The 21,477-nt window shown below is 61.1% G+C and carries 18 protein-coding genes; 14 read left to right on the top strand and 4 right to left on the bottom strand.

What is annotated here, in order from left to right; all coding sequences use genetic code 11:
• Positions 1 to 193 precede the first annotated feature (193 nt).
• A complete protein-coding gene (locus ACWKV5_RS25800) occupies positions 194 to 4,510 on the top strand; it encodes an Lhr family helicase (RefSeq protein ID WP_483843534.1) in 4,317 nt (1,438 codons plus the stop codon).
• 135 nt (positions 4,511 to 4,645) lie between these two features.
• On the opposite strand, the gene ACWKV5_RS25795 is transcribed toward ACWKV5_RS25800, so the two are convergent.
• Positions 4,646 to 6,769 carry a mechanosensitive ion channel family protein gene (locus tag ACWKV5_RS25795; protein ID WP_483843533.1) on the bottom strand — a complete coding sequence of 708 codons (2,124 nt, stop codon included), beginning with the start codon at positions 6,767 to 6,769 and terminating at the stop codon, positions 4,646 to 4,648.
• 245 nt (positions 6,770 to 7,014) lie between these two features.
• On the opposite strand from ACWKV5_RS25795, the gene ACWKV5_RS25790 reads away from it, so the two are divergent.
• The 5 genes from ACWKV5_RS25790 (at position 7,015) to ACWKV5_RS25770 (ending at position 12,423) form a co-directional block, all read left to right on the top strand.
• On the top strand, positions 7,015 to 8,214 hold the full coding sequence (locus ACWKV5_RS25790) for an MFS transporter (protein WP_483843532.1): 1,200 nt from the start codon (positions 7,015 to 7,017) through the stop codon (positions 8,212 to 8,214).
• A 223-nt stretch (positions 8,215 to 8,437) separates the two neighbouring features.
• Positions 8,438 to 9,364: a DUF72 domain-containing protein gene (locus ACWKV5_RS25785; RefSeq protein WP_483843531.1), complete on the top strand. Its 927-nt coding sequence runs from the start codon at positions 8,438 to 8,440 to the stop codon at positions 9,362 to 9,364.
• Positions 9,361 to 10,158, top strand: coding sequence for an endonuclease/exonuclease/phosphatase family protein (locus ACWKV5_RS25780; protein WP_483843530.1), 798 nt, complete (start codon positions 9,361 to 9,363; stop codon positions 10,156 to 10,158). The genes ACWKV5_RS25785 and ACWKV5_RS25780 overlap by 4 nt, the downstream gene beginning before the upstream one ends.
• The gene (gene clsB / locus ACWKV5_RS25775; RefSeq protein WP_483843529.1) at positions 10,155 to 11,450 is read left to right on the top strand and encodes a cardiolipin synthase ClsB; all 1,296 of its coding nucleotides are present in this window, start codon (positions 10,155 to 10,157) and stop codon (positions 11,448 to 11,450) included. Before ACWKV5_RS25780 ends, clsB begins: the two co-directional genes overlap by 4 nt.
• Positions 11,437 to 12,423 (top strand): lysylphosphatidylglycerol synthase domain-containing protein, encoded by a 987-nt coding sequence (locus ACWKV5_RS25770; RefSeq protein ID WP_483843528.1) that lies wholly within the window; start codon positions 11,437 to 11,439, stop codon positions 12,421 to 12,423. The genes clsB and ACWKV5_RS25770 overlap by 14 nt, the downstream gene beginning before the upstream one ends.
• 113 nt (positions 12,424 to 12,536) lie before the next feature.
• On the opposite strand, the gene ACWKV5_RS25765 is transcribed toward ACWKV5_RS25770, so the two are convergent.
• From ACWKV5_RS25765 to ACWKV5_RS25755, 3 genes are all read right to left on the bottom strand, one after another.
• Positions 12,537 to 13,295 carry an alpha/beta hydrolase family protein gene (locus ACWKV5_RS25765; RefSeq protein ID WP_483843527.1) on the bottom strand — a complete coding sequence of 253 codons (759 nt, stop codon included), beginning with the start codon at positions 13,293 to 13,295 and terminating at the stop codon, positions 12,537 to 12,539.
• The gene (locus ACWKV5_RS25760) at positions 13,285 to 14,394 is read right to left on the bottom strand and encodes a DUF3182 family protein (RefSeq protein WP_483843526.1); all 1,110 of its coding nucleotides are present in this window, start codon (positions 14,392 to 14,394) and stop codon (positions 13,285 to 13,287) included. Before ACWKV5_RS25760 ends, ACWKV5_RS25765 begins: the two co-directional genes overlap by 11 nt.
• A gap of 215 nt (positions 14,395 to 14,609) precedes the next feature.
• Positions 14,610 to 15,605, bottom strand: coding sequence for a GlxA family transcriptional regulator (locus ACWKV5_RS25755; protein ID WP_483843525.1), 996 nt, complete (start codon positions 15,603 to 15,605; stop codon positions 14,610 to 14,612).
• 102 nt (positions 15,606 to 15,707) lie between these two features.
• On the opposite strand from ACWKV5_RS25755, the gene ACWKV5_RS25750 reads away from it, so the two are divergent.
• The 8 genes from ACWKV5_RS25750 (at position 15,708) to ACWKV5_RS25715 (ending at position 21,466) form a co-directional block, all read left to right on the top strand.
• On the top strand, positions 15,708 to 16,256 hold the full coding sequence (locus ACWKV5_RS25750) for a cysteine hydrolase family protein (protein WP_483843524.1): 549 nt from the start codon (positions 15,708 to 15,710) through the stop codon (positions 16,254 to 16,256).
• Between the two features lie 234 nt (positions 16,257 to 16,490).
• Positions 16,491 to 17,072, top strand: a complete 582-nt coding sequence (locus ACWKV5_RS25745; RefSeq protein ID WP_483843571.1) for a YjfI family protein — start codon at positions 16,491 to 16,493, stop codon at positions 17,070 to 17,072.
• Positions 17,073 to 17,093: 21 nt separating this feature from the next.
• The gene (locus ACWKV5_RS25740) at positions 17,094 to 17,792 is read left to right on the top strand and encodes a PspA/IM30 family protein (protein ID WP_483843523.1); all 699 of its coding nucleotides are present in this window, start codon (positions 17,094 to 17,096) and stop codon (positions 17,790 to 17,792) included.
• A gap of 156 nt (positions 17,793 to 17,948) precedes the next feature.
• Positions 17,949 to 18,512, top strand: coding sequence for a rhomboid family intramembrane serine protease (locus ACWKV5_RS25735; RefSeq protein ID WP_483843522.1), 564 nt, complete (start codon positions 17,949 to 17,951; stop codon positions 18,510 to 18,512).
• Positions 18,513 to 18,585: 73 nt separating this feature from the next.
• The gene (locus ACWKV5_RS25730; protein ID WP_483843521.1) at positions 18,586 to 19,620 is read left to right on the top strand and encodes an ion channel; all 1,035 of its coding nucleotides are present in this window, start codon (positions 18,586 to 18,588) and stop codon (positions 19,618 to 19,620) included.
• Complete coding sequence (locus tag ACWKV5_RS25725) at positions 19,607 to 20,290, top strand: DUF2491 family protein (protein WP_483843520.1); 684 nt, start codon at positions 19,607 to 19,609, stop codon at positions 20,288 to 20,290. Before ACWKV5_RS25730 ends, ACWKV5_RS25725 begins: the two co-directional genes overlap by 14 nt.
• 14 nt (positions 20,291 to 20,304) lie before the next feature.
• Entirely contained in the window at positions 20,305 to 20,733 is a 429-nt protein-coding gene (locus ACWKV5_RS25720; RefSeq protein ID WP_483843519.1) for a DUF350 domain-containing protein, read from the top strand.
• 19 nt (positions 20,734 to 20,752) lie between these two features.
• A complete protein-coding gene (locus ACWKV5_RS25715; protein WP_483843518.1) occupies positions 20,753 to 21,466 on the top strand; it encodes a DUF1190 domain-containing protein in 714 nt (237 codons plus the stop codon).
• The last annotated feature ends 11 nt before the right edge of the window (positions 21,467 to 21,477 follow it).

Genomic DNA, 21,477 nt, shown 5'->3' with positions numbered 1-21,477 from the left:
CGTAAAGTGTAGATCCCCGGGATTTGTGGTGCGGCTATGGGCCCCTTCGCGAGCAGGCTCGCTCCCACAGGGGATTCGTGTTGATGCACCGATCCAGTGTGGGAGCGAGCCTGCTCGCGAAGGGGCCAGAGGGATCAATATAGATCCCGAGCGGTACTTGCAACTTGCCCATCCCACCCGCATAAATCACTTCATGAATCTGCCAATCCCCACGGACAGCGCCCTGGCAGGCTTCCACCCCGCCGTCAGCGCCTGGTTCAGCAGCACCTTCCCGACGGTCACCGCCGCCCAGGCCCGGGCGTGGCCGTTGATTCGTCAGCGCCACTCGACCCTGATCGCCGCGCCCACCGGGTCCGGTAAAACCCTTACCGCTTTCCTCGCCGTCATCGACGACCTGGTTCACCGCGGTCTGGAAACCGACGACGGGCTACCGGACGAAACTCTGGTGGTCTATGTCTCGCCGCTCAAGGCCTTGTCCAACGACATCCAGATCAACCTGCAAAACCCGCTGGCCGGAATTACCGGCCAATTACGGGCGATGGGCCTGCCCCAATTGCAGATCAACACCGCCGTGCGCACCGGCGACACTCCGCAGAAAGACCGCTCGGCCATGCGCAAGACCGCGCCGCACATTCTGGTGACCACCCCGGAATCGCTTTACGTGCTGCTCGGCTCCGATTCCGGGCGGCAGATGCTCGGCACCACACGCACGGTCATCGTCGATGAAATCCACGCCATCGCCGCCAGCAAACGCGGCAGCCATCTGGCCCTGAGCCTTGAACGGCTGCAGGCGTTGTGCGCGGAACCGCTGGTGCGCATCGGCCTGTCCGCCACGCAAAAACCCATCGAAGCGGTGTCGCGCTTTCTGGTCGGCCGCGACCGTCCTTGCGCCATCGTCGACATCGGCCACGCCCGCCCACGGGACCTGGGCATCGAAGTACCGCCCGTGCCGTTGTCGGCGGTGATGGCCAATGACGTCTGGGAATTGGTCTACGATCGCCTCGCCGCCCTCGCCCGCGAGCACCGGACCACGCTGATTTTCGTCAACACCCGGCGCCTCGCCGAACGCTTGAGTCGGCATCTGAGCGAACGCCTCGGCAAGGACGCGGTGGCCGCGCATCACGGCAGCCTGGCCAAAGAGTTTCGCCTGGACGCCGAACAAAGGCTCAAGCGCGGTGATCTGCAAGTGCTGATCGCCACCGCTTCGCTGGAGTTGGGCATCGACATTGGCGATGTCGACCTGGTGTGCCAAATCGCCTCGCCGCGCACGATTTCCGGGGTTCTGCAAAGAGTGGGTCGCTCCGGGCACCAGGTCGGCGGTACGCCCAAGGGCCGCTTGTTCGCCACCACCCGCGACGACCTGATCGAATGCGCAGCGTTGCTTGATTGCGTGCGGCGCGGCGAACTCGACACGTTGCAGATTCCCACCGCGCCGCTGGACGTGCTCGCACAGCAAATCATCGCCGAAGTGAGTTGCCAGGAATGGCCGGAACAGGCGCTACTGGAGACGTTCCGCAAAGCGTCGCCGTATGCCGGGCTCGACGAAAAACACTATCAGGCGCTGCTGCACATGCTCGCCGAGGGTTACAACGGGCGCCAGGGCATCCGCAGCGCGTACCTGCACCGCGACGCCGTGACCCGCACCCTGCGCGGTCGCCGGGGCGCCAAGCTGACCGCCGTCACCAGTGGCGGGACGATTCCGGACAACGCCGACTACAGCGTGTTGCTGGAACCCCAAGGGCTGAACATCGGCAGCGTCAACGAAGACTTCGCGGTGGAAAGCATCGCCGGGGACGTGTTCCAGCTGGGCAACACCTCTTATCGAATCCTGCGGGTCGACACCGGCAAGGTCCGGGTCGAAGACGCTCAGGGCCAACCGCCGACCATTCCGTTCTGGCTCGGCGAAGCGCCGGGACGCAGCGCTGAATTGTCATCTGCCGTCGCGCGCTTGCAAGCACACCTCGACGAACTGCTCGGCGCCACACCGGGCAACCTGCAACCGGCCCTCGACTGGCTGACCGACACCCTCGGCCTGAACCTCGCCAGCGCCGAGCAACTGACGGATTACCTCGCTCGTGCGCGCCTGACCCTTGGCGCCCTGCCGTCACAAGACACGCTGCTGATGGAACGGTTTTTCGACGAGTCCGGCGGCACGCAACTGATCATCCACACCCCGTTCGGCAGCCGCATCAATCGCGCTTGGGGACTGGCCCTGCGCAAGCGTTTCTGCCGCACGTTCAACTTCGAATTGCAGGCCGCCGCCAGCGAAGACGCCATCGTGCTGTCGCTGTCCACCAGCCACAGTTTTGAACTCGACGACGTCTGGCGTTACCTGCACAGCAACAGCGCCGAGCACATCCTGATTCAAGCGGTGCTCGACGCGCCGCTGTTCGGCGTGCGCTGGCGCTGGAATACCGGAGTCGCCCTGGCCCTGCCGCGCTACAGCGGCGGACGCAAAGTGGCGCCGCAGATCCAGCGGATGAAGAGTGAAGACCTGATCGCCAGCGTCTTTCCGGATCAGATTGCCTGCGTGGAAAACCTCGCCGGCGAGCGTGAAATCCCCGACCATCCGCTGGTGGAACAGACCCTCGACGATTGCCTGCACGAGGCGATGGACAGCGAAGGCTGGCTGGCGCTGTTGCGGCGCATGGAACGTGGCGACGTGCGGCTGATCAGTCGCGACTTGCCGGCGCCCTCCCCGCTGGCAGCGGAAATCCTCAGCGCCCGGCCCTACACCTTTCTCGACGACGCGCCGCTGGAGGAGCGGCGCACGCAAGCCGTGCTCAACCGGCGCTGGACCGACCCACAGTCGACCGACGACCTCGGCGCGCTGGATGCCGAGGCAATTCAAGCGGTACGCGATGAGGCCTGGCCGACACCCACCGGCGTCGATGAAATGCACGAGGCGTTGATGAGTCTTGCGTGCATCACCGATGCCGAGGCGCAGGCCAACGCGCACTGGCTCGACTGGCTTAACGCCCTGGCCGACAGCGGTCGCGCCAGCCGCTTGCAGATCAATGCCGGGCAATCGTTGTGGCTGGCCCTGGAGCGGCTGACTTGTTGGCAGGCAATTCATCCACAGGCCATTTTGTTGCCGGCACTGCAAGCGTTGCCCGGTTTTGATGAGATTTGGGCGCCAGAAGAAGCCATCGTTGAAGTCATTCGCGCTCGGCTCAGTGCATTCGGGCCATTGCCACTCACAGCGATTGCCGAACCGCTTGGATTGGCGGCCAATCGCGTCACCCAGGCCTTGGCGCAACTGGAACGCGAAGGTTACGTATTGCGCGGCCAGTTCACGCCGGGCGCGGGTGATGAGCAATGGTGCGAACGGCATCTGCTGGCGCGCATTCACCGCTACACCGTCAAGCGGTTGCGCCGGGAAATCGAGCCGGTGGCGCTGCAGGATTTCATGCGTTTCCTGTTCGACTGGCAGCACTTGTCGGCGGCGACTCAGGGCCAGGGCAGCGCGGTTTTGCCGGCGATCATCAGTCAGTTCGAAGGCTACCCCGCCGCCGCATCGGCGTGGGACAGCGACATCCTGCCGGCGCGGATCAAAGACTTTTCGCCGGGTTGGCTGGACGATCTGTGCCGCAGCGGCAAACTGGTCTGGACCCGTCTGACCGCTCACAACAAAAGCGCCAGCACCGCGCTGCGCAGCACGCCGATTCTGCTGCTGCCGCGCAGTCAGGTCGGCTTATGGAGCGGCTTGACCGAGCAGACAGCGGTCAGCGATCTGTCGCCCAAAACACAAAAGGTTCACGAGGCGCTCAGCCAGCACGGCGCGCTGTTTTTCGATGAGCTGATTCACGAAGCTCATCTGTTGCGCGCAGAACTGGAAATCGCCTTGCAAGAACTGGTCGGCGCCGGGCTGGTGAATGCCGACAGCTTCGCCGGCTTACGGGCGCTGATCACCCCTGCCAGCAAACGCCAGAATCGCAGCAGTCGACGCGGGCGCGGAGCGTTTGTCGGAGGTATGGACGATGCCGGGCGCTGGGCCTTGCTACGTCGCGGGCCGGCCGCGCCGGTTGTGGATAACCCACGTCCGGCGCCCACGCCTGTCGACACACTGGAACACATCGCCATGACGTTGCTGCGACGCTACGGCGTGGTGTTCTGGCGTTTGCTGGAACGGGAGGCGGATTGGCTGCCGAGCTGGCGCGAATTGCTGCGCACCTTTCATCGGCTGGAGGCGCGGGGCGAGATACGTGGCGGGCGGTTTGTCAGTGGCTTGGCCGGTGAACAGTTTGCGTTGCCCGAGGCGATTCCGTTGTTGCGCGAAGTACGTCGACGGCCGCATGACGGGAGTTTGATTGCGGTGTGCGGGGTTGATCCGCTGAACCTGGCCGGGACGCTGTTGCCGGGGGCAAAGGTGCCGGCGTTGGCGAGTAATCGGCTGGTGTACCGCGACGGATTGCCGGCGGCGGCGGAGATTGCCGGCAAGCCGCATTATTGGCTGGAGCTGGATCAGGTATCGAGTGCTGAATTGCATAGCAAATTGATCCGGCATTGAGGGTATCTGCACCGGCCTCTTCGCGAGCAGGCTCGCTCCCACAGGGGATCTCTGTCGTTCACAAATTCTGTGTTCACTGGAGATTCAATGTGGGAGCGAGCCTGCTCGCGAAGGGGCCATCAGCGACAACACAAATCACTGGGTTCTAGGCTGATCCGGCAGCAACACCGCCGAATGCTCCTGCGCCAACTCGCCCTCACCATCCACCTGCCGCTTCGGCATAAAAACCTGCTGTGGATAAGTCTGCGCGAAATGCACCCACTGGCTGTTATCCACAAGCTTTTTCAAACGCTGGTTAAACGCCCGGCTCACCGCATATTGCCCGCCCGACACGGTACGGAATTGCGCCGTGAGCACCACGCCGTTAAGGTCCATTTTGTCGACGCCGAATACGTCGAGCGGCCCTTGCAGGTTGTACTTGAGAAACGGGTCATCGCTGATCGAATGCCCGGCCTCGCGGATCAGTTCAATCGCCTTGTCGACGTCGGTATCGTAGGTGAACTGCACCGAGAAGAACGCATAGGCAAACTGCCGGGACTGGTTGGTTACTGCCTTGATCTGGCCAAACGGCACCGAGTGCACAAAACCCTTGCCGTCACGCAGGCGCAGGGTGCGGATGGTCAGGCCCTCGACCGTGCCGGCATGCCCGGAATCGAGCACCACCCAATCACCAATCGACAAGGTGTCTTCGATGATGATGAACAGCCCGGTGATGACGTCCTGCACCAGTTGCTGGGAGCCGAAACCGATGGCCAGCCCCACCACCCCGGCACCGGCCAGGAACGGCGCGACGTTGATCCCCAGGTTGGCCATGGTGGTGATCGCACAGATCACCACCAGGAGGATTTTGATCGCATTGCGCAGCAGCGGCAGGATGGTTTTCACCCGCGTACTCGGCTGGCGTGCGGAGCGTTTGTTGACCGGCGGTTTCAGGGCTTCCTGAATCGCCGTGTCGAGCACCACCCAGACCATCCAGGTCACCAGGAAGATCAGGCCGATGCGGCTCAGCGAGTCACTGATCGCGCGCCCGACCGTGTTGCTCATCGCGAATTCCAGGAGTGACACACCCCAGATACGCCCCAGGATGTCGATGAACACAATCGCCATGCCGATCCGCAGCAAGGCATGTGACAGGCTCAGGAAACGCTCTTTATAAGCATTGCTGCGACGCGCCGCTTGCTCGCTGCGGGTCTTGAACACGTGATGCAACGTGGTGCTGAGAAACACCGTGGCGATCAACAACACGGTGGTGAACAGTGCGCTGCGCAGCACCTGCTGATTGTCATCGCTGATGCTGATCAGGTTCATGACCGAGACCATCACCATCAACAGAATCGGCCAATACCAAAGCCCCGAAAAAATTCGCAGCGTCTCGCGCAATGCCGGCTGCTTGAGGCGTTGGGCGAGCGGCAGAATGCGGATCAGATGCGCGACCGGGCGGCGCATCTTGATCACCAGCAGACCAAAGGAAATCGAAGCCCCCAACCCGGTAAATACCGCGATACTGCTGGTCAGGTTGTTACCCAATTGGTGGGCGATCTGCGGGCTGGTCAAGGCATCGCTGAGAGCGACGAGAAAGCCGATGCCAAACAGTGGGCGCGGGGTGTAATTACGAAGGATCTGCACCGCCCGGCGCTTATGCCCGGTGTTGAACAGGACCACCAATGTGAGCACCAGCGAGGCGGCGAAAATGCCGCTGCTGGTGGCGTAGGCGAAACACAAGGCCAGCGCCCGACCGGCGGACACCGGCAGGTAGTGACTGACAAAAATCGTCAACGGCAGGCTGATCAGCGCCGGCAGGCTGAATGGCAACAGATAACCGAGCACGGCCTGGCCGCGTTCACGGGTGAGCAGCAAGCGGTGTTGGCTCAGTCGTGTGGCGAGCATCCCGCCGAGCAGCCAGAGCATCGCAAAGACGCTCATCCATACACCGGACAAAATCAGGAAATCCCCCGCCACACTCCAGCTGGAACGCGTCGAGGGACGATTGACCAATTGATCCACTTCGTCCGCCGCACGGTCGGCGCGCAGACGCCAGGCGTCGACCAGGTCTTCGTTGAGATCGAGTTTGCTCTCGACCTGATCGATGCTCGAACTGATCGCCCCGAGCAAACCACCCTGGACCAACGGTTCCGGGTGAGCCGGTGGCGTCGCGGCGGTGCTGGTCGCAGGCAGGCCCGGCAGCGTCGCGGCGTGCAGCCCGAGGCTGCACGTGAACAGAAGTAGCGCCAGCGAAAACGCAGTCTTGAACTTGAGCAAAACGGGAAGCTCCGTCGAAAAGTCTGTAAGAAACTGATCTGAAAATAGCGGGCAAGTTCGGTTTTGGCCGCGGGATAAGGACTACGCGATTCCTTGTGGGAGCAAGCTAGCTCCCACATAGAACTGTATAGCACCGTGGATATTTGACCTTAACGCAAATATCAAATGCTCCTCCCTGTATTTTTCCGCACGACCGCAACCCCGACACTGCGCTCCATTCACTCAAACCCACCGGAGTTGCAGTCATGCCCATTGCCTTGCTCGCGCTGACCCTCAGCGCCTTCGCCATCGGGACGACCGAGTTCGTCATCGTTGGCCTGTTACCCACCATCGGCGCCGACCTTGGCGTCAGCCTGCCGTCCGCTGGCCTGCTGGTCAGCCTCTACGCCCTGGGCGTGGCCATCGGCGCCCCGGTGCTGACCGCCCTGACCGGCAAAGTCCCGCGCAAAATGCTGCTGTTGTCGCTGATGGTGCTGTTTACCCTCGGCAACCTGCTGGCCTGGCAAGCGCCGAGCTACGAGTCGCTGATCATTGCGCGGATCGTCACCGGGCTGGCCCACGGGGTGTTTTTCTCGATTGGCTCGACCATCGCCACCAGTTTGGTGCCCAAGGAAAAAGCCGCCAGCGCGATCGCCATTATGTTCACTGGCCTGACTGTGGCATTGGTCACCGGCGTACCGTTGGGGACCTTCATCGGTCAGCATTTCGGCTGGCGTGAAACTTTCCTCGCGGTGTCGGCCTTGGGTGTGATCGCCTTCATCGGCAGCCTGATCTACGTGCCGAAAAACATCGCCCACAGCAAACCCGCTTCGCTGTTGCAACAATTGCAGGTGCTCAAGCAACCGCGCCTGTTGCTGGTGTACGCCATGACGGCGGTCGGCTACGGCGGTTCGTTCATCGCGTTTACCTTCCTGGCGCCGATTCTTCAGGACATTTCCGGCTTCAGCGCCGGCACGGTCAGCCTGGTGTTGCTGGTTTACGGCGTTTCGGTGGCGGTGGGGAACATCTGGGGCGGCAAACTGGCGGACAAACGTGGTCCGATCAGCGCGCTGAAAATCATCTTCGCCTTGCTCGCCGCCGTACTGTTCGTGTTGACGTTTACCGCCGGTAATCCATGGCTGGCGTTGGCTACGGTGCTGGTCTGGGGCGCCGTCGCCTTCGGCAACGTACCGGGCCTGCAAGTGTATGTGGTGCGTCAGGCTGAACATCACACGCCACAGGCAGTGGACGTGGCGTCTGGACTGAACATTGCGGCGTTCAACCTCGGTATTGCCGGTGGTGCGTGGGGTGGTGGGTTGATCGTTGCGCACATGGGGTTGATTCATACCGCGTGGATCGGTGGTCTGGTGGTGTTGGTGGCATTGGCGCTGACGGCGTGGAGCGGTCGGCTTGATCGGTTGGGGCCGGTGTATCAAGGCTCAACCCGAATCGTCGCCGGACATTGATTATCCTGACCCCTGTGGGAGCGAGCTTGCTCGCGATAGCGGTGGGTCAGTCGCCGAATATGTTGACTGACACTCCGTCTTCTCGAGCAGGCTCGCTCCCACATTTGATTTGTGTGAGGCCGTACCGCCTGCAGTACCGTCTGTAGCCCCGTCGAAACTTTCTCGCCCGCCCGGCAGTCATCCAAAGACAGGGCTGTCCGAGGACCATCAGGCGGGAGGCGACATGGCGGCGATTCATATTGGTATTTCAGGCTGGCGTTATGCGCCGTGGCGGGGGGATTTCTACCCGAAGGGGTTGACCCAAAAGCGCGAATTGCAATTCGCCTCGCGGGCGGTCAACAGCATTGAAATCAATGGCTCGTTTTACGCCTTGCAACGGCCGGAACGTTACGCCGAGTGGTACGCCGACACCCCGCCGGGTTTCGTCTTCAGCGTCAAAGGCCCGCGTTTCATTACCCACATCAAGCGCCTGCGGGATATCCATCACCCCCTGGCGAATTTCTTCGCCTCCGGGGTGCTGGAGCTCAAGGAAAAACTCGGGCCGATCCTCTGGCAATTCCCGCCCAACTTCAAATTCGATGCCGATGTGTTCGAAAGCTTCCTCGAACAACTACCCCACGACACCCAACAAGCGGCCGCCCTCGCCCGCCAGCATGATTCGCACGTCAATGGCCACGCCAGCCTCAAGGCTCACAAGAAACACCCCGTGCGTCATGCCGTGGAAATCAGGAACGAAAGCTTCGTCGACCCCGCGTTTATCCAATTGCTCAAACGCTACAACGCCGCGCTGGTGATTGCCGATACGGCGGGCAAATGGCCGTACCGCGAAGACCTCACCAGCGATTTCGTCTACCTGCGCCTGCACGGTGCCGAAGAGCTCTACGCCAGCGGCTATACCCCGCAGGCGCTGAAACGCTGGGGCGACCGGATCGACGCCTGGGTGCATGGCCAGCAACCGTCGGACGCGCACTTGATCGCACCTCGGCAGAAACCCAAGGCGCGCAAATCCCGCGAGGTGTTCTGCTATTTCGATAACGACATCAAGGTCCGCGCACCCTTCGATGCGCGGCACTTGCTTGAGCGTTTCCATCTCGACAACCAACTCGCCACCGCTCCCGGTGAGCCCGCAGCCGAAGGCGTGCTGCCATGAATATTCCCGAGCCGCTCGACGCAGCGGATGAGCCGTCCCCAACCCTCACCGCCGTGCGCCGTTTCACGGTGCTGACGGTCAATACGCACAAAGGTTTTACCGCGCTGAACCGGCGCTTCATCCTGCCGGAATTGCGTGAAGCAGTGCGCAGCGTGTCCGCCGACGTAGTGTTTTTGCAGGAAGTCCACGGCGCCCATGAACAGCATCCCATGCGCTACAGCAACTGGCCGGCGATGCCGCAATACGAATTCCTGGCCGACACTTTGTGGCCGCAGTTCGCTTATGGGCGCAACGCGGTCTACCCGGCCGGCGATCACGGCAATGCGCTGTTGTCGAAATTCCAGATCATTCGCCATGACAACCTGGACGTGTCGATCAGCGGCCACGAAAACCGTGGCCTCCTGCATTGCGTGCTGCGCTTGCCCGGTGATGGCCAGGAAATCCATGCCATCTGCGTGCACCTGGGACTGCGCGAAACCCATCGCACGGAACAACTCAAGTTGTTGACCCGGCGTTTGGCAGAGCTGCCGGACGATGCGCCGGTAATCGTGGCCGGGGACTTCAATGACTGGCGCCAGCGCGCCGATGTGCTGCTCAAGCCGTGCGGCCTGCGCGAAGTGTTCGCCGAGCATCACGGCAAACCGGCGCGCAGTTTTCCGGCGCGAATGCCGGCACTTCGACTGGACCGCATCTACGTGCGCAACCTCAAGGCCCACCGTCCGCAGGTGCTGGCCGCCCGCCCCTGGTCACACCTTTCCGACCATGCACCGCTGTCGGTGGAGATCGAGCTATGAGCATCCCGTCGATGCAAGAAACCCGCGTGGAACACGTGTCCGTCCCGCCGACCACCGGTAAACCCGGCGTGGTCGATGTCGATTACGGCTGGCAAGGCAACAACCGGGTGGAGTTGCTGGAAAACGGTGAAGCGTATTTCCCGAGGGTGTTCGAGGCCATGCGTCAGGCCACCACGGAAATCCTCCTGGAAACCTTCATCGTGTTCGAGGACAAGGTCGGCAACGAGCTGCAGCAAGTGCTGATCGATGCGGCCCGGCGCGGTGTGCGCGTCACCGCCAGTCTCGACGGCTTTGGCTGCGGCGAATTGAGCACCGGGTACCTCGCCGCGTTGAGCGAGGCCGGCGTTCACATCCAGATATTCGATCCAGCGCCAAAGCACCTGGGCATTCGCACCAACTGGTTCCGTCGGCTGCACCGCAAGATCGTGGTGGTCGACGGCACGATTGCCTTCATCGGCGGGATCAACTTTTCCGCCGACCATTTGGGCGACTTCGGCCCCGAGGCCAAACAGGATTACTCGGTTGAGGTGCAAGGCCCGGCGGTGGCCGACATTCATCACTTCGCGCTGCTGCAATGCGGTCGCCCGGCCCGGGCCAAATACTGGTGGCAGCGACGTCGGCAGCGGCGCTCGGAGCTGGCGGTCAACGATCATGATGGCCAGGTTCGGCTGGTGTACCGCGACAATGGCGACCATCGCACCGACATCGAAGAGGTTTACCGATTGGCGCTGCGCACGGCCCAACGCCGCGTGGTGATCGCCAACGCCTACTTCTTTCCCGGCTTTCGCTTGTTGCGCGAGATCCGCAACGCGGCGCGCCGTGGCGTCGATGTGCGGCTGATTCTTCAAGGGCAGCCGGACATGCTGGTGGCCAAGCTCGCGGCGCGCATGACCTACGACTATCTGCTCAAGTCAGGCGTGCAGATTCACGAGTATTGCGAGCGGCCGCTGCACGGCAAAGTCGCGCTGGTCGATGAGGACTGGAGCACCGTCGGTTCGAGCAACCTCGACCCGCTGAGTCTGTCGATGAACCTGGAAGCCAATGTGCTGATCCGCGACCGTGCGTTCAACCGCACGCTGTTCGAGCGCCTTGAACACCTGAGCGACAACCACTGCAAAGCGATGTCCGTCGACACGGCCCCGCGCGGACGCATCTGGCACATGACGGTCGGCTTTCTGGTGTTTCACTTCCTGCGGCATTTCCCGGCATGGGCGGGTTGGCTGCCGGCCCACAAGCCGCGCCTGAAGCCCTTCAGCCACGCGACCGGGAGCGATCACCATGTCCCGCGCTGAAGCTCATTCGCCGACACACACCGAGCACTCGGCGAAAACCCGTTGGAGCCGTTGGAAGCGTCCCTTGACGATGCTGTTTTTCCTGGCGCTGATCGTTTTGCTGACGATGCTTGCCCAGCGTCTCGAATGGAATGAAGTCTTCGACACCCTGGCGGATTTCAAAGTGCGCACGCTGGTTATCGCCTCCGGGCTGACGCTGGTCAGTTTTCTGGTGTACGCGTGTTTTGATCTGATCGGCCGCACCTACATTCGCCAGGACCTGACGTGGAAACAGATCCTGCCGGTGGGGATCATCAGCTATGCCTTCAACCTTAATCTGAGCGCATGGGTGGGCGGCATCGCCATGCGCTACCGCCTGTATTCACGGCTGGGCGTGAGCAAGGGCAACATCGCGAAAATCCTCGGTTTGAGCCTCGCGACCAACTGGTTCGGCTACATGGTGATTGCCGGCGCGGTGTTCAGCAGCGGCCTGGTGCGCATGCCGCCCGGCTGGAAACTCAGCAGCGATGCATTGCAAGGCGTCGGCGTGGTGCTGCTGCTGGTGAGCGCGGGTTACCTGGCCGCTTGCCGGTTTTCCAAACGTCGGGAGTGGGCGATTCGCGGGGTGGAAATCAACCTGCCATCGCTGCGCATGGCGGTGCTGCAACTGGCACTGGGGGCGCTGAACTGGTCGTTGATGGCGGCGGTAATTTTTACCTTGTTGCCGAGCAAACTGGACTATCCGCTGGTGCTGGGGGTGTTGCTGATCAGCGCCATCGCCGGGGTCATCACGCATATTCCGGCGGGGCTTGGGGTGCTGGAGGCGGTGTTTGTGGCGCTGCTGCAGCATGAGGTTTCGCGGGGGAGCCTGGTGGCGGGATTGCTGGCGTATCGGGCGATTTATTTCATCCTGCCGTTGTTGATTACGTTGGTGATGTATCTGGTGGTGGAGGCCAAGGCCAAGTCGTTGCGGATCTCGAAGAAGCCTTCTTGAGGGATGTGATGAGTCTGAGGCCGCCATCGCGAGCAAGCTCGCTCCCACAGGGGAATGCATTCCAAATGTGGGAGCGAGCCTGCTCGCGAATGACCTGAAGGACACTGCAAATCTCAGCTCGATTGAATAATGCTCAACCGCTCACCCACCACCATTTCGGTAATCCAGTCCACCAGGATCGAGGTGTACGCCTGCTGCGAAACCGGGTCGCTCAAGGCGTGATCGGCGCCGTCGATAATCCGGTGGGTCAGCGAATGGGTCTGCTGACAGGCCGCGCGGTAACTCATGATGGCGGCGTGGGGCACGTACTCGTCAGTCTCGGATTCAACCAGCAGCACATCACCGGTGAATTGCGAGCAGGCATGCAACGCCCGGTTGCTGTCGGCACGGATCAACGTGCTGCGGTAATCGCGCAGATCAGCCTTGTCCAGCTCACGCTTGGGCGTGTGCCACTGATCGTCGCGGTACAGCGCCGGCACCCGCAGCGCCAGCCAGCGCACCGGGCGTAATGACGTCAGGATCGCGGCCAGGTAACCGCCATAACTGGTGCCGACCACGGCGATGGCCGACGTGTCGAGCGCCGGGTGCGCGAGCAAGCGGTCGTATGCCGCCAGCAGATCACGCAAATTGTCTTCACGGGTGACGCGCGTCAGCGGGATTCCGGTGCCGCCGGTGTGACCGCGCAAGTCGAACGTCAGGCACACGCACCCCAGACCGGCGATGCCTTTGGCACGCTCCAGGTCCCGCTCCTGACTGCCGCCCCAACCGTGCACAAACAGCACGCCGGGGACCTTGGATTTGGGGCTGAGAAAAGTCCCGCTCATCTGTTCATCGTCGATGTCGATCTGAATCGTCTCGCTTCTAGCCGTCATAGGATTTGACCGTTACGTACTTGAGAAGAAAGTCACTGTTTTCCGCGGGACCGCGATACACCTCGATGGCGTCCGCCGGCAGCGGTTGATCGATGTAGGTTTCGACGGATGACACGCGAATCGCGCGCATCCGCGGATCGTTGACGAAGCTCTGCAATGCAGCCACTTCCGCGCTGCTGGCTCCGCCCATGCGCCACGATTGCTCCAGCACACCGCTGCGCTGCTTGCCGTTACTGTCCAGGCCTTGGGCAATGTCGTAGTTGCGCCGGGATGCATAGAAACCGGGATAGGCCTCATCGGCGGCGCTGTCAAACACTTGGGCTTGCTGGATCGCCAATCGCACGTCATCCGGCAACGGCAGCTTGAGCAGGTCCTCGTAATAACCCGGCACCACCAGCAGGTTGGAACCGCCGTACACCAACTCGCCCTGCCCGTCTTCGATCAAGTATTGATCACCGCAGTAACTCAGCACGGTGTCGCCGATAAAACTCTGGCCGACACTGTGGGTTATCACGTTGCTCAGGTCCTGCTCCAACACTACGCCTTCGGTGAACAGCTTGTTGGCATCGGGTCTGGCGAGGACGGCGTCAAACTGGTCGAGACTTTCAATCACTTCCTGTCCCCGCCCAGCGCAGGCATGTACCGGCTTGAGACGGATCGGGCCGTTGTAGAGCAAGTGTTCGGCGGCGGGCCGCGCATCGTCGAGGGAGAACACGCTGAGGCCATCCAGCACCACGTTGCGCACGCGCTCGGAAAACAGCGGTGACCAGCCTGGCGGGGCGTACGCATTTTTGTTGAGCAAGCCATGGCTGATGGCCTTGGTGCAGATGAAATCGTGGTCGACATAACCGCCCCACAAATCCTCCGGCCCTTTGACGCCCATTTGCCGGGCGGCAGCGGCGCCTATCAGGGTCTGGGTCGGTAGCAGGTAGAGATCGCGGCCGTCATGCAGTTGCTGATCAAAACTGCCGCCATATTTAAGGCCCAGAATCTGCGCCAGCCAACGGGCCAGGGCACGATTGGTTTCGACTTCATGCTGTGGCGCATCGGGGTGCACGGAATGGGCGACCACCAGTTTTTTGCGGCTTGTTGGGGTCATGCGTCCCCCTTCAATTGGCGCTTGATGAGTGTTGAGGGAACGGTGCAGAGATCAGGCCAAGCGGCGGGTGCCGCAAACAACTTTCAAATCAGATAGTTACCGAAAAGGTAATGGCATCAGGCCTGTTTTATTCTGCACGACAGTCGATTCCTCTCCTGCAATTTGCACGATTCAAACTCAGCACCGATCCCACAAGGGGATTTGAGGTGATGCGGCTAGCGTGGCACGGCAGCCGTCGGCGACACACCGAACCGCGTTCGGTAATCACTCGGCACCAGCCCGGTAATTTTCTTGAACGTCGCCCGAAACGCACTCGGGTCCTGGTACCCCACGGTCCACGCAATGTGATCGATGGTGCCATTGGTGAACTCAAGCATTTCCCGAGCCTTGCCGACCCGCAGGTGCTGGCAGTATTCAGTCGGTTTAAGCCCGGTCGCCGCGCGGAACCGACGCAGGAACGTGCGCTCCTCCAGCCCTGCCCGCTCGGCCATGGTGGTCAGCGACACATCAGTCGCGCCGGTACTCTGCAGCCAATGCTGGACCTTGAGAATCGACGCGTCGCCATGGCTGAGAATCGGCGCAAAGTTGCTGCCGCACTCACTGGCGCTGTCACTGTGTTCCACCACCAGAAAACGTGCGGTGCCAGTCGCAATGCTTGGCCCGAGCAAACGGTCCACCAGGCGCAGTCCCAACTCTGACCAGGCCATCAGCCCGGCCGTGGTGATCAGGTCGCCGTCGTCGACAATCGGCGTATCAGCCTTGAGCTTGATCGCCGGGTAACGCTCGGCGAAAGTTTTGGCCGAGGTCCAGTGTGCGGTGGCGCTGCGGCCATCGAGCAGGCCGCTTTCAGCCAGGAGAATCGAGCCCACGCAGACGCCACCGAGGGTCGCGCCGTTCGCGTGCTGCTGACGAACCCATTGGAGCAACGCCTGAGGCACCTGACCGGCGTAGAAACTGGCGATCGACGGCGGGATCAACACCGCCACCAAGGCCGAGTCCGGCGCCGGATGACTGTCGTAGACCCGAACCGGGGCCTGATCGCCTTCAACCTGCCAATGGCTGATCCGCAGCAGCGGCAACTGCGCCGACTGATGCTCGGCGGCGATTCTGTTAGCCACATCGAACAGGTCCGTCAGACCATGCACCGCCGCCATCTGCGCGCCGGGATAAATCAACACGCCCAGTTCGGCGATTGCCCTTTCTGCGTCCATTGTCAGTTTTCCCCCTTCTATTGTCGGTGCGGCCAATCCTCGGACGGCCCGCCAGGCCCAATACTTCATTCCACACCCAACAAGCACTTCGAGGAAACAGTCATGGCCAAGCAAGCACTCATCGTAGTTGATATCCAAAACGACTACTTCCCACAAGGCAAGTGGCCGCTGGTCGGCGCTGACGCCGCGGCAGATAACGCCGTTCGTTTGCTCAAGGCTTTTCGTGAGGCCGGTGATTCGGTGGTGCACATCCGCCACGAATTCACCTCCGAAGAGGCACCGTTCTTTACCCCCGGCTCAGAAGGCGCAAAGCTGCACCCCAAAGTGCTCAACCTCGCCAATGAGCCCGTGGTCCTCAAGCACTTCGTCAACTCGTTCCGCGAAACCGAGCTGAAATCGATCCTCGATGAACAAGGGATCAAGGAATTGGTGGTAGTCGGTAGCATGAGCCACATGTGCGTCGATGGCATCACCCGTGCTGCGGCGGATTTTGGCTACAGCGTCACGGTGATTCATGACGCCTGTGCCAGCCGTGACCTGGAATTCAACGGCGTTACCGTGCCGGCCGCCCATGTTCATGCGGCGTTCATGTCGGCCTTGGGTTTTGCCTACGCCAACGTGGTGTCCACCGATGAGTTCCTGCGTGATTAAACGCGTTAAATGTGAATAGCCCAACCTTCATTAACGGTCGGGAAATACTTTGAAATACCACAGGGCCCGCCATGCAGCGGGCCTTTTGGCGTATGGCAGAAAAAACTCACGCGTGAGTCATTGATGACGATGAGGATTGGGCGTAGGGTTTCTCACGCGTGAGATTTTCACAACGGAGTCACTGCCATGCAAAGCCGCACGAAACCGTCCGCGAAAAAACCATCGAGCTTCTACATGAAGCAGATGCGCGCGGGCCTGGCAGCCGCCGGTTATGTGAAACACGAATCTTGGGTGCTTCCCGAAAACCGAAGCTTGCTCAAGCAGATGGAGCAACAGCTACGCCAACCGATTCTGGCTGGCTCATTCATGTCGGAGAATTACATGAGCGCAGGCAACAACTGGAACATCGATAGCCTCTACAACGCCCTCAAGGCCCTCGACGAAGTGGTTTCGAACGACATAACCCTTTCCCTTGTTCAAGGCTCCGAGTCCAGCATCAAGCTGGAAATGAACGATTTCGGTGGCTTGCCGATTTACATCGCGGTGGTGGGCGATCAGATCATCGTTGACACCGTTCTGGTCGACGTTGAGTCCATCCATGACGTGCCAGCCTTCAACGATGCCGTGCTGCGCAGCCGGGAAATGTTCCCGCTGTCCTCGATCGGTATCGAGTCCATGCCCAACGGCCAGGTCGTTTACAACATGTTCGGCGCGCTGAGTTCCGACTCCAGCCTGACCAACGTGGTGACCGAGGTGAAAACCCTGGTCGACAACGTCCAGCGTGCCAGCGAAGCCTTCGAACGCTTCTTCAAGTAATTATCAGGAAAGGAAGATCCAATGACTCAGTCCATCTGGAGCAAATTGTTCACCGCACTGCGCGGCGGCGCCACTGAAGTGGGCGAATCCATCGTCGACCAGCAGGCCCTGCGCATCCTTGATCAGGAAATTCGCGATGCAGACAGCGCGCTGGCCAACGCCAAGCGTGAGCTGATCACCATCATGGCCAAGCACAAGCTGTCGGCCGACCGCGTCAGCGAGTACAACGCCAAAATCAAGGACCTGGAATCCAAGGCCATGGCCGCGATCCAGGCCAACCGCGAAGACCTGGCGATGGAAGTGGCCGAAGCGATTTCGACCCTGACCAACGAACTGGATGTCGAGCAAAAACAGGCCACTGAATTCGGTGGTTACGCGGAAAACATGCGCAAAGACATCACCAAGGCCGAAAACCGCATCAAGAGCCTGCGCCAGCAAGTGGACATGGCCAAGGCGCGTGAAAGCGTACAGAAAGCCCAGGTCAGCGCCTCCATCGCCAGCGGCGGCGCCAACGGCAAACTGGAAACTGCCGTCGGCACCCTGAACCGTTTGCAGGCCAAGCAGCAGCAACGCGCCGCTGAACTGCAAGCGCAGGACGAACTGGCCGACGCATCGACCGGTACCGATCTGGAACGCAAACTGCGCGAAGCCGGCATCACGCCGAACGAAGGCAGCGCCAATGCGATCCTGGAACGCCTGAAGCAGAAATCGGCCGAGTAATCGTCCCAGGCGCCAGACGCAAAACCTGTGGGAGCGAGCCTGCTCGCGAAAGCAATCTATCAGTCGACATTTTTGCCGACTGACACACCGTCTTCGCGAGCAGGCTCGCTCCCACATCAGGGATTGCGTTTCAGTTTTGTCGAATAGAGGTCACGGATGGATGCCCTGAAGGGTTTCAAGCTAATCGCCGGCCTGGCCATCTTCATGGTCGCGCTGCAAGTGATCAACGCGGCGACCGGCTACAGCCTTATGGCATTCGGCCTGATCCCGCGAACCGTGCATGGACTGCTCGGCATCGTCACTTCACCTTTTTTACACGCGTCCTTCTCGCACCTGAGCGCCAACCTCGTGGCCTTTTTGGTCCTGGGCACGCTGGTGATGGTGGAAGGGCTCAATCGTTTCATGGCGGTCAGCGCCATCATTATTCTGCTGGGCGGCTCGCTGGTCTGGCTGTTCGGCTTTGCGGGGGTACACATTGGCGCCAGCGGCTGGGTGTTCGGGCTGTGGGCGTACATTCTGGCGCGCGCCTGGTTCCAGAAAAGCTGGAGCAATGTGCTCACCGCGGGCGTCGTGGCGCTGTTGTATGGCGGCCTGATCTTTGGCTTCCTGCCTCGCCGGGGCGTTTCCTTCGAAGGGCATCTGTTCGGGGCCTTCGCCGGATTTATCGCAGCCAAAGTACTGTTATCTGCACCGCGCAGCAGGTTTAATGCTGCCCGGTAAGCGCACTTGAGCACTCGGATGCCAACGCGACTTTATCGCCAGGAACGAGTACCCCCACGGAGCCAGGGACCCCATGTCGATTTTTTTGTTATTGCGCATGTACGCCTCGTCCCTCTTCCACCGTTTTGGCTGGGCGGGCCTGCTGATTGCGTTGGGCGTACACCTGAGCACAGCCTGGCTGGGCCTGGTGTTTCTGGGCGAGCACCACCTCACCGCCCCCGCCACGTTCACCTACTTCTATCTCACCACCACGCTGACCGTGGGCTATGGCGATCTCGCGCCACAGACATCGGCCGGGCGAATTTTCGTGGCGACCTGGGTCATGCTCGGCGGCATTGCGCTGTTGACGGCGGCCATCGGCAAAACCACCAGCAGTGTTATCGATGCTTGGAGAAAAGGCATGAAGGGTAAAGGCGATTTCACCGGCAAGGTCGGCCATACCGTGCTCATCGGCTGGGAAGGCGCGTCCAGCGAACGGGTCATAGAATTGTTGCTGACGGACGAAACGTCAAACGACAACCTGATCGTCATTTGCGATTGCACCCTTGAAGAAAATCCCATGCCGGGCAAAGCAGATTTCATCAAAGGTGAAAGCCTGTCTTCCGCGGCATTGTTGTTGCGTGCCGGTGTTCCCGGCGCCGAGCGCGTGTTGGTACGCACCCCGTCAGACGATCTGACCCTGGCCACCGTGCTGGCGGTCAATCAACTGAACCCGGTCGGGCATGTCGTCGCACATTTCAATGACAGTGAAATCGCCGCGCTCGCCAGCGCCTACGCGCCCAGCCTGGAATGCACTTCCAGCATGGCCATCGAGATGTTGGTGCGCGCCTCTCAGGACCCCGGCTCGTCAGTGGTCATCAATGAATTGCTGTGCGTGGGTGAAGGCGCCACTCAATACCTGATGAAACTGCCCGACACCTATGAGGCGACGTTTGGTGATCTGTACGCGCAAATGAAACAGCGCCACAACGCCACCCTCATCGGCTATCGCGCCAAAGGCGCGCAGCAACCTTCAATCAATCCGCCCTGCGCCACGCGCGTTCAGGGCGGCGAACTCTTTTACATTGCCTCCAATCGCCTGAAGGAGATTTCCAATGGGATGGTTTAAACAGTTGATGGGGCTTGAGGCTCCAAACACGGACACCAACACCCCGTCGAAATGGACTGCCAACGAAACCCCGCCACCCGCCACAGGCCCGCTGGGCCTGGCCTTGGGCAAAGAGGTAATGTTCGACACGACTCTGAAGTTGTTGCTCGACGGCAACACCACAGTGATGATCCCGGGCACCCAGCAAATCTGGAGCAACGGCACCATCGATCTCGGGCAGTCGACCTGGCTGTCGCGCTATTACATGAACGACGAAGAGTACTGGCTGCAAGTGCACACCACCGGCGAAATCGCCGGCCAGGTCGAGTCGGTGATCCTGTTCAATTACCTCAGCTACATCACCATCAGCAGCGAAGCGGAGCTGCGTCGGTTGGCCGGCCCGCAAAGCCTGATCGGGTTGCCGACCTACACCCACAACGGTGTCGAATACACCCGCGAATGGGGCACCGAAAATGGCCAGACAGAATTGGTGGCATTAAGCGAACAGCTGAAAAACCCGGAGCAGTCCTACAGCATCGAGCACCGTTCGATGCTGTACGCCCGCGAAACCGGCCTGACCGATCGTAGGGAGTTCCTGCTGTTTTCCGTCGAAGAAGACGCCGAAGGCACCATCAGCTTGAGCACGTCGCTGGGCGTCTCGCTGTACACCACCGACCTGAATACTTTTTAACAAGGAAGCCATCCATGCTAGAAGCACTCTCCATCTCCCTGAACCCGGCCGCCGTGCTCGGGTTTTTGTCGTACATCCTCGGCGCCGCCTTGCTGTTCGCGCTGTTCCAGTTCATCTACACCCGCATCACACCGCACAAAGAGTTCGAACTGATTCGCTCGGGCAACGTGGCGGCTGCGATTGCGCTGGGTGGCGCGATCATTGGCTTCGCTATTCCAGCGAGCAACGTGATCGCCTACTCGATCAGCCTGCTCGACTTCGTCGTCTGGGCGGTCATTGCCGCGTTCGTGCAACTGCTGGCGTTCCTGTTGACCAGCCTGGTGCTCAAAGGCACCTCCGAGCGCATCAAGAAAGGTGAAATCGCGGCGGGCATCTATGTCGCGGCAGTGGCCATCAGCGTCGGCATGTTGAACGCCGCGTGCATGACCCCTTCCCAGAACTGATTGCTCAGCGGAGATCCTGATGAAACGAAGCAAGTACGTTCAGCTCTCGCTGGCCGCATCGGTCGCCATGGCGATATCCGGTTGCGGGCCAACGGAAAAAACCTACGCGGTGCAGAAGAAGTACAACTTCCAGTCCGTTCAGCAATGCGCCGATGAAAAACTCCCGGTGGACGTCTGCTCAGACGCCTACATGACCGCCATGGCCGAACATCGCCGCATTGCGCCGGTGTACGACAACCAGGCCGATTGTGACGCTGACTTCGTCGCCGACTGGTGCCAGCAGGATTCGACCGGCAAGTTCATCCCCCGGCTCGGCGGCTTCGAGCTGAGCGCCGATGGCGAGGTGACGCAGTCCCAGGTCGACGCCGCCAAGGCGCAATTGCCGGCGTCGGAAGCCAACACCGGCGGTTCGGGCTTCTCCACCAGCAGCCTGCTGACCGGACTGTTGATCGGCAACATGCTGAGCAACAACCGCAACAGCTATTACTCGCAGCCGGTGTACCGCTACCGCGACGATCGCGGTAACTACGGCAATTCAACGCTCAGCCAGCGCGTCGCCAACGGTTCGACGTTTGGCCGCTCCAACCAGGCGCGATCCGGCAGCAGCTACAGCTCCACCATCAGCAAGTCGGCGAGCAAGCCGGTTTCTTCCGTTGCCTCGTCGACGTCGCGTGGCGGCTTCGGCAGCAAGGCCAGTGCACGCAGCGGCTGGGGCGGCGGGTCGAGCAGTTAAGGAAACCGGGC

It is taken from the genome of Pseudomonas oplopanacis (assembly GCF_057128725.1).
The sequence above is the reverse complement of the archived record's forward strand: the minus strand, read 5'-3'. Positions and strand labels throughout refer to the sequence as shown.

Coding starts and splice junctions, on each gene's coding strand:
- ACWKV5_RS25800 (WP_483843534.1), top strand. CDS start 194: ATGAATCTGCCAATCCCCACGGACAGCGCCCTGGCAGGCTTCCACCCC.
- ACWKV5_RS25790 (WP_483843532.1), top strand. CDS start 7,015: ATGCCCATTGCCTTGCTCGCGCTGACCCTCAGCGCCTTCGCCATCGGG.
- ACWKV5_RS25785 (WP_483843531.1), top strand. CDS start 8,438: ATGGCGGCGATTCATATTGGTATTTCAGGCTGGCGTTATGCGCCGTGG.
- ACWKV5_RS25780 (WP_483843530.1), top strand. CDS start 9,361: ATGAATATTCCCGAGCCGCTCGACGCAGCGGATGAGCCGTCCCCAACC.
- clsB (WP_483843529.1), top strand. CDS start 10,155: ATGAGCATCCCGTCGATGCAAGAAACCCGCGTGGAACACGTGTCCGTC.
- ACWKV5_RS25770 (WP_483843528.1), top strand. CDS start 11,437: ATGTCCCGCGCTGAAGCTCATTCGCCGACACACACCGAGCACTCGGCG.
- ACWKV5_RS25765 (WP_483843527.1), bottom strand. CDS start 13,295: ATGACGGCTAGAAGCGAGACGATTCAGATCGACATCGACGATGAACAG.
- ACWKV5_RS25760 (WP_483843526.1), bottom strand. CDS start 14,394: ATGACCCCAACAAGCCGCAAAAAACTGGTGGTCGCCCATTCCGTGCAC.
- ACWKV5_RS25755 (WP_483843525.1), bottom strand. CDS start 15,605: ATGGACGCAGAAAGGGCAATCGCCGAACTGGGCGTGTTGATTTATCCC.
- ACWKV5_RS25750 (WP_483843524.1), top strand. CDS start 15,708: ATGGCCAAGCAAGCACTCATCGTAGTTGATATCCAAAACGACTACTTC.
- ACWKV5_RS25745 (WP_483843571.1), top strand. CDS start 16,491: ATGAAGCAGATGCGCGCGGGCCTGGCAGCCGCCGGTTATGTGAAACAC.
- ACWKV5_RS25740 (WP_483843523.1), top strand. CDS start 17,094: ATGACTCAGTCCATCTGGAGCAAATTGTTCACCGCACTGCGCGGCGGC.
- ACWKV5_RS25735 (WP_483843522.1), top strand. CDS start 17,949: ATGGATGCCCTGAAGGGTTTCAAGCTAATCGCCGGCCTGGCCATCTTC.
- ACWKV5_RS25730 (WP_483843521.1), top strand. CDS start 18,586: ATGTCGATTTTTTTGTTATTGCGCATGTACGCCTCGTCCCTCTTCCAC.
- ACWKV5_RS25725 (WP_483843520.1), top strand. CDS start 19,607: ATGGGATGGTTTAAACAGTTGATGGGGCTTGAGGCTCCAAACACGGAC.
- ACWKV5_RS25720 (WP_483843519.1), top strand. CDS start 20,305: ATGCTAGAAGCACTCTCCATCTCCCTGAACCCGGCCGCCGTGCTCGGG.
- ACWKV5_RS25715 (WP_483843518.1), top strand. CDS start 20,753: ATGAAACGAAGCAAGTACGTTCAGCTCTCGCTGGCCGCATCGGTCGCC.